This is a genomic window from Bradyrhizobium sp. STM 3843, assembly GCF_000239815.1.
GTDB lineage: Bacteria > Pseudomonadota > Alphaproteobacteria > Rhizobiales > Xanthobacteraceae > Bradyrhizobium.
The window spans coordinates 1-6,917 of sequence record NZ_CAFK01000145.1 but is presented as its reverse complement, the minus strand read 5'-3'; the positions used below and the strand labels follow the sequence as shown (position 1 = coordinate 6,917).

At 62.7% G+C, this 6,917-nt stretch carries 10 protein-coding genes; all 10 read right to left on the bottom strand.

What is annotated here, in order from left to right:
* Positions 1 to 441, bottom strand: a 441-nt coding sequence (locus BRAS3843_RS16635) for a hypothetical protein (protein ID WP_035981916.1), incomplete at its 3' end; no start/stop codon positions are given.
* Between the two features lie 112 nt (positions 442 to 553).
* Entirely contained in the window at positions 554 to 1,027 is a 474-nt protein-coding gene (locus tag BRAS3843_RS16625; RefSeq protein WP_008970115.1) for a hypothetical protein, read from the bottom strand.
* 1 nt (position 1,028) lies between these two features.
* Entirely contained in the window at positions 1,029 to 1,457 is a 429-nt protein-coding gene (locus BRAS3843_RS16620) for a hypothetical protein (protein WP_008970114.1), read from the bottom strand.
* A 27-nt stretch (positions 1,458 to 1,484) separates the two neighbouring features.
* Complete coding sequence (locus BRAS3843_RS38910) at positions 1,485 to 3,203, bottom strand: DUF3383 family protein (protein ID WP_008970113.1); 1,719 nt, start codon at positions 3,201 to 3,203, stop codon at positions 1,485 to 1,487.
* Between the two features lie 81 nt (positions 3,204 to 3,284).
* Entirely contained in the window at positions 3,285 to 4,163 is an 879-nt protein-coding gene (locus BRAS3843_RS38905) for a hypothetical protein (protein ID WP_139024887.1), read from the bottom strand.
* Between the two features lie 62 nt (positions 4,164 to 4,225).
* Entirely contained in the window at positions 4,226 to 4,609 is a 384-nt protein-coding gene (locus BRAS3843_RS16605) for a hypothetical protein (protein ID WP_008970111.1), read from the bottom strand.
* Positions 4,609 to 5,046, bottom strand: coding sequence for a hypothetical protein (locus tag BRAS3843_RS16600; protein WP_008970110.1), 438 nt, complete (start codon positions 5,044 to 5,046; stop codon positions 4,609 to 4,611). Before BRAS3843_RS16600 ends, BRAS3843_RS16605 begins: the two co-directional genes overlap by 1 nt.
* Complete coding sequence (locus tag BRAS3843_RS16595) at positions 5,034 to 5,495, bottom strand: DUF4054 domain-containing protein (protein WP_008970109.1); 462 nt, start codon at positions 5,493 to 5,495, stop codon at positions 5,034 to 5,036. Before BRAS3843_RS16595 ends, BRAS3843_RS16600 begins: the two co-directional genes overlap by 13 nt.
* A gap of 14 nt (positions 5,496 to 5,509) precedes the next feature.
* On the bottom strand, positions 5,510 to 5,986 hold the full coding sequence (locus BRAS3843_RS38900) for a hypothetical protein (protein ID WP_008970108.1): 477 nt from the start codon (positions 5,984 to 5,986) through the stop codon (positions 5,510 to 5,512).
* Positions 5,987 to 6,066: 80 nt separating this feature from the next.
* Positions 6,067 to 6,917 (bottom strand): hypothetical protein (locus tag BRAS3843_RS41550; protein ID WP_035981913.1); only part of this gene is annotated, 851 nt, incomplete at its 5' end.

Here is a 6,917-nt window from a genome sequence, read left to right as displayed (position 1 = left end):
GAACTGCATGAGCTCTTGCGAGCCCTGGCCCAGATACTTGAGCCGCGAGACCTGATCGGTGAAGCCCTTCATCGAAGCCATCGCGGACTCGGCATTGCCGCCGTTCCGTTCGATGATCCGTCCGAAGGTCGAGAGCTGATCGGTCGCGACGCCGATGTTCTGCGCCATCCGGCCCGTTGCCGCGGCGCTGTTCATGGTGTCCCGCGCGAACGCGGCCATGCTGGCCCCTGCGAGCACCGAGAACAGACCTTCCGCGGCCGTCGTGATCGACCCGAACGAATCCCCTGCCCGCTTGCCGCTGGTCTCGAGGTCCTTCAACCGCTTGTCGAATTCAGCCTGCGTTTTCTTGAACGCATCGAGGGCGTCGCGCTGGCCCTTGGTGAAGTTCTTGGGGTCGAGGCCGAGGGTTACTACCAAGCTGTCAATGACAGTTCCGGTCATTACTGCGGTCTCGAATTGTAGCGATCAACGGAGAGGATTTCGCAGAACAGGTAAACGTCTTCGGTCGAATAGATCGTTGACAGTTCCGCGAGGGTCGCGAGCCGGCTCGAGATCACCGCGCCGATTGCCGGCGAGATGTTCGGATATTTGAGGGGTTGGCGCCCGCCGGAGCTGTGGGGGATACCGGTGCTTTGGCGGGCGGCGAAAAACCCGTGTGAAGACGAAACACCTCCATGCGCAGGGTTTGCAGCGTCTTCACTTCCTCGATGTCGTCCGGCAGCAGTTTCCGGATGATGTCGGGGCGCTCAGGCGTCGGCATGATCTGGACGCACGTCAGCATTTCGTCGAGCAGCGGCTCGAGATCGGTAAACGACACGCCCGCGAGGCGATGAACGCCGACCGCGAGCACGCCGATGATGCCCATTTCCATAAACTCGGGAGGAATCGGCACGCCAGACTTGCTCAATGCAAGGAGCGCGCGGATACCCCATTTATCGGCCTCGATGGCCGGCTTTTCGGTCAGGACGAAGACCTTGTCCTTATCGCGGCCTTCGTCCTGAATCGTGATGTTGCTGGTTTTTCGCATGTTACGAGCTCGCCGGAATAATCCGCTCCCACGTGATCTCATAGCGGCGCGGCCCGAGGACTCGGCCGCCGGGCGGCAATGGCGTGTAGCTCGTCAGCGTGCCGTTCCGGAGCGTGAATTTCTTCCCGACCGACGTAAGCGTGATCAGGCCATTCGCCACAAAGGTCTCGCTGGCTGCCTCCTCCGCGCTGAACCAGGTGTCGAAGAAATCATTGGATGGCGAGTCCGCCATCAGGTCGATGCTGACCGGCCGGGACACAAAGACCTTGCCGGCGCTTTGGAAGCCATCGACGCCCATCTGCACCTGGTTCGGCGCGATCGCGGGCGCCTCATAGATGTTATCCGTCGAGAACTTCTGCAGCTGCTGCGGCGTCGGGAAGACGATCGCAACAGCGATTTGGATGATGGCATTTGCCGACGTGAGGGACACCCGAATTACTCCTTACTGAGATCAGACTTACTGGACCGCGACGGAACCGATGTTGATCGAGTGCACCGACTGCCCGTCGGTATAGAAGAACGTCAGTGGGGGCGATCCGCGTTGTGCACGAATGTCCGGTGTCGCGGTGCCGATGAGCAAATAATAGCCTTGGCTCTGGAGTACCGGCGCGATGTTCTTGCCTGGTGCTGCGCGGTTCAGCGCCGTGATCTGCGCGGCGGACAGTTCGACACCGGAGACGAAGACGCCAAAGGCCTCGGCCCGGGTAATCGTGTCGGCGAGCGCGGTCTCGATCGCGGCGTTGCCGGCGGCGTTATAAGGCAGCGTGCCGATCGCCTGCATGAACGTCAGCAGGTCCAGTTGGATCTGGTTATTCATCCAGATCTGGTTGACGTAGCTGTCCCACCAGAGGAATTCACCCGAGACCGTGCCATTTCTGTAATAGGTGAATTGCTGGTTGGCGGTCGCGACCGCGGCATAGAAGTTATAGCCGTTCGCCGCGAGGTTCTGGGCGGTCGTGAGATCGGTAACGCCCGGCAGAAGACCCGCTTGCTTGCGGAATTTGGCGGTGAACCGGCCGCCTGTCTTGGAGAAGTCGAGCGAGGCCGGAAAGCCGCCCATGAACGGCCCGATGTTCTGGTCGGTCGGTTCCCAGTTGAGATTGGTGCCGGAGATGTTGGCGGCCTTGATGCGCTGGCCGAGGCTGGCCGGCGCAGGATTTTGCACCGCTGGCACGGGATCATGATCAATGCAGACATAGCCCCAACGGTTATTCTGCAAGGAATTCCAGAGCGCGAAGGCGAACTTATTATCGTTGCCCTGCCCGTTGTCCGGATCAAAAACCGTCTGGAACGTGGCCCAGTTCTGCGTCAGCTGCGTCACGCTGGTCATGAACGGGCCCGGGGTCGCGGCGTCAGCACCAGGCGATAGCACCGCGCCGGTGGCCTGCGTAAGCAGCAGCGAGGCCGCAACAGCGCCCGTGGCAAAGGTGACCGCCGAGGTATGGCCAACCGTTCCCGAGGCGATCACGAACGCGCCCGAGAGGCTGTCATAGGTCACCGCGGGCGCGAACAGCGTCAGCGCCTCGGCAACCGCGACCGCGTTCGCGACCGACAGGTTATAGGTGCCGGCGCCGCCGGTGCCCGTACCGAACGATGCCACATAGGTGCCAGCCGCAATGCCCGCTCCGGTCACCTCGAGCCCGACGACGATCGCACCGCTTTCGACCGCGGTGACCGTCATGACTTCTCCGGCGATCGTGGCCGTGACCTGGGCGGCCTGGAGTCCCTGGAGGCCAAGATCCGTTTGGATGATCTGCGCCGCGGCGGAAAACGACGTGGCTGCGCTCAGATCGACGTTGCCCGATTTCTGGACGCTGTCGACGGTCACGCTCAACTGACCGGTGATCGCCTGCAGCTGGCCGAGAGTAAGCGCCGAGACGTTGCCGCCGCGCAGATAGGCCGCCACTGCGACGATGGGATACTGCGCCCACAACATTGCGCCGGGCTTCAGATCCGAATTGTCGAAGCCCGCGCCGTACACAGCCGCCTTGGTCGCTTCCACAGAAGTACCACCGAAGAAATCCGCGACATCGGCGGGAGCGAGCGACAGCACGGTGCCGATCGGAACGCGCGTGTTGGTGGTCAGGAACAGGCCATTGAGATCGAGCGCGGAGCCGCCGGTGGCGATGACGCTCGGCGTCACATTGACGTCGATACTGGCGGGAATCGTGGACATGCAAACGGGCTCCGGAGTGGGAGGGATTTTGTCGGGGATGTGGGAGATTGCGCGCGACCGGCGCGGGCGGTCAGTGGCCGGTCAGCTACCCGCGGCGCTGACAACATTGACTTTCAGCGTGTCCGCGAACTGCTGCGGCACGATCACGGTTTCGTCGACCTGCAACTCGACATCGACCAACCAACGATTTTCATACTGCTGCTCGCCATCGCTCAGAGCGAGCTGGCGCGGCGCATCCGCGTAAAGCGGCGAGATCGCGGGCGAGAGCGCGGCGAACAGCGAGACCCCATATTCATCGCGGAACAGCGTTGACATGATCTGCGCGAAGTTGCCGCTGTTGGGCCCGTACACATCGACCTGAATGGCCAGTTGCACGGATTCCATGGTTTCCTTGGTGCCCGCTGCCATCGCCTCCGAGGCGACTTGCTGGGCCGGCGAAACGAGATAGGCCCCGATCCCGCCAGTACCGGACCCGAAGGCCTGCACCAGTGTGCCGGCGGCGACCCCCGTCCCGAAAACGCGGCTGCCTTGCGCAAGTTCTCCGGCTTTCATCTCCGTCACCGTCATCGTGTTGCCGTCGATTGAGGCGGTGAACGTCACGTCGGCCGAGGTGTCGACATTCGTCCCGAGGCGCGGCCGACGCAGCGGCGTCATGGTCACGTAATCGGAGCCCACGGGCTCAGGCACGCGGTTGTCCTGCGCCTGGATGACTTCGACGCCCGTGGTGAACACCCGCGTGTCGGCGGCATCGCCGGCCGTCTGCGCGATGCTCACCGTATAGGTGCCCGCGCCGCCCGAGCCCGTGCCATCGAACGCGCTGACATATGTCCCATAAGCGACGTCCTGGCCGAGGATCGTATCTCCGAGGGCGATCGGCGCGCTGCCGTCAAGCATCGAGGTGACCGACAGCACATTGCCCGCGATCGAGCCGTTGAACTGGGCACCACCGGCCGGCAGCACGGCAAGCAGGAACGACCGAAGCGCCGCAAAGACCTCGGATTCGCTCGGAGAAACGGTGAACATCAGGGGGCCTGATTTTGCAGCGTCACGGCGCACTTTGCCCAGTCGGCCCATTGCTCGAGCACAAGCGCGACCAGCCACGTGCCGGCATTCGGGCCCTTGGCGATCTTGATCAGGTCCCCGCCATCGCGGTTGATCCGCTTCACGCTATCGATCGTGCCGTTGAGATAGATCGCGCGGCGAATGCCCTGGATATTCTGCCCTTCCAGATGCACCAGGTCGTTGTATTGGAGCGCCTGGACCTGAGCCCGGAACGGGAGGTTGTCATATTTCGGGACGCGATTGCCGTCGGCCTTCGTCTCATAGCCGGCGCTCACGCGCACGGTCGCCGCGGTGTTCGGATTGACCGCGCGCGTCTGGCCGTTGGCGATGCCGCGCAGGTTCATCACTTCACCTCGGCGCCGACGGACATGATCATGTGCGCCGTCTCGATCAGGGGCTTGTCAAAGCCCTTCTTTTCGATCGTGACGGGCGAGAGCGGCGGCGAATTGGTGTCGCGGATGCTCTGTTGCAGCTGGCCTTTGATGGCATCGCCCGCAAGCGCGAGCACCTTCGGCGCGTCATAGCCGTTCTGCGGAAGCAGCTGCCCGATCGCCGGCGCCCATTCGTCCGATTTCGCCGCGATCATGTTGCGGAAGAACGGCCGCGGCGGGATCCGCTTCGTTCCGAATTCGTTCGAGGCCGCGACCAGGGCGACCGACGTGCCGTCCGGATAGGTCGCGCCCTCAAGGAAGCCCACGCGCAAGGTCCCGGGCTTTGAGACCTTCTGCGCGATCTCGCGCAAAGCCGCCTCAAGCTTATCGCCCCCCTTTAGCGCGGCCATCGCCCGAACCCTCCGACACCGCCCCACCACGGCTCGGCGCCGACGACGGGCTTTTTGTTCTGCAGGTAGTGCACCGAGCGATAGGCGATGGTCGCAGCCCAAAAGGCACTGCCGTATTTGGTCTGTTGGAACCATTGCGCGGTCCCGGGCGGATAGTCGTTCTGCGTCTGCACCGAAACCGAGCCCTCGGTTGCGCTGCTGATGCGGCCGACCAGCGGCGGGGCCGGTTCACCATCTGCCGACGCCGCATTGAGCGCGGCAATGTGCGCCGTAAGCATGTTCAACAAGCGCAGCTGCGTCGCCGCGTCCCGCACGGGCCCGGTGCCATCGTTGGGCAGGTAAAGGCCGGCCTCGCCGAAATACTCTTGCGCGGTCGGTTGCGCGACCTGCGCGAATTCGGGATAGCGCGCGATCCACTGCGCATAGTTGAATTGAACGATGACACCCATGGGCGGCCCCCGTCTTACCTGACGTCGGCCTTGCCGATGCCGACCTTGCCCGCGATCGCGGCGACCCGGCCATCGGCGTACACGGTCTTTCCATTCTGGACAGACCTCTCCGGATTCAGCGGCTCGAGCCCCGAGAGCACCGCTTTCTGTTCTTTCGCCTGCCCGGTGACCATTGACTCCCGGGTGTTCGCGAAGATGAGGCCGCCCTTGATTGCCGGATGGTCCTTGTTCTGACGCATCCATTCGTCGAAGAAATCTTTGTCGACGTTCGGCGTGAGGGCATAGCCGCCGATGATCATATATTCCCGCGTCTCGCCCTTCGGCACGGCAGCGCCGTGGATCTGCACCGTTTCACCGACCTGCTCGGCGCGCTTGATGGCGCGATATCCCGTTGGCGTGACTTCGTTGTCATCGACCATTTTGAAGTTGCGCAACAAGAGACCGTTCGGAAGCTTGCAGGCGACGGTAACGACGTTGTTCTTTGTGGCCATGAATCGTCAACGCGGAGACGGCGCGCGCCGCTCCGCGTCTCCCAAGGTTGGATTGTGGATGGAAGGAAACCCGGCGCCGATCAGACGCCGAGCATGGAGGTGAAGGCGACGGGCATACGAATGACCGCGCCCCAGGTGCCGCCGGTGATCTTCTGCCGGAAGCTGGACAGCCCCTTGATGATCGGATGCGAGCGCATCTTCTCACTGAAAGAACACGTTCCGGTCTCCTGGCCTTCGACCTCCTCCGCGATCAGCTGCACCAGGTTGCCGCCAACGATGCCCTGCGGATTGGCCGGCGACTTCGCCCCGTACTGAACCGCGGTCTCGATGCGGATGTTCGGGAAGTTCTTCTTCAGCATATCCGTGACGTTCACGTTGAAGGTGTTCGTCGCGGTCAAGGCGACTTCAGTCTCGGGGTCCATCGCCAAAACGACCCGGCTCTGCTTGTCCACCAAGCCGGCGTTTTGCTTCACCAGCTGGAAGAACAGCGCCTGGATGTCCGCAAAGATTTCGTTTGCGGTCGCATTGATCGCGCCGTTCTTGATCCACTGGAAGCCGCCGTTTGCCTTCGGCGCCGGCGTGAGCGACGGACCGAGATTCGGGTCATTCAGGAACCCGTAGTTCTCCAGCATGCGAATGCCGAAGAAATACGAGAAGTTCTGGAACTTATTCATGACGGTTGTGGCCGCCACGTCCAGCTCGGAAATCCAGTTGATCCGCGCCAGACCCGCCCGCTCGAGCTCGCGCTCGCCGTATTCCTTGATGGTCTGGAACAGATAGGCCTGGCGCTGCGGCCAGTTGGTGTTGGCGCCGGCGTGGCCGTTCTCGGAGTAGTCGCCATAGCTGGAGACTTCACCGGTGTGCTCGACCACCGGGAACATCGCGGTATCGTCGAGCCAAGTGCCCTTCTTCGTCTCGCCCAGGATCTTCG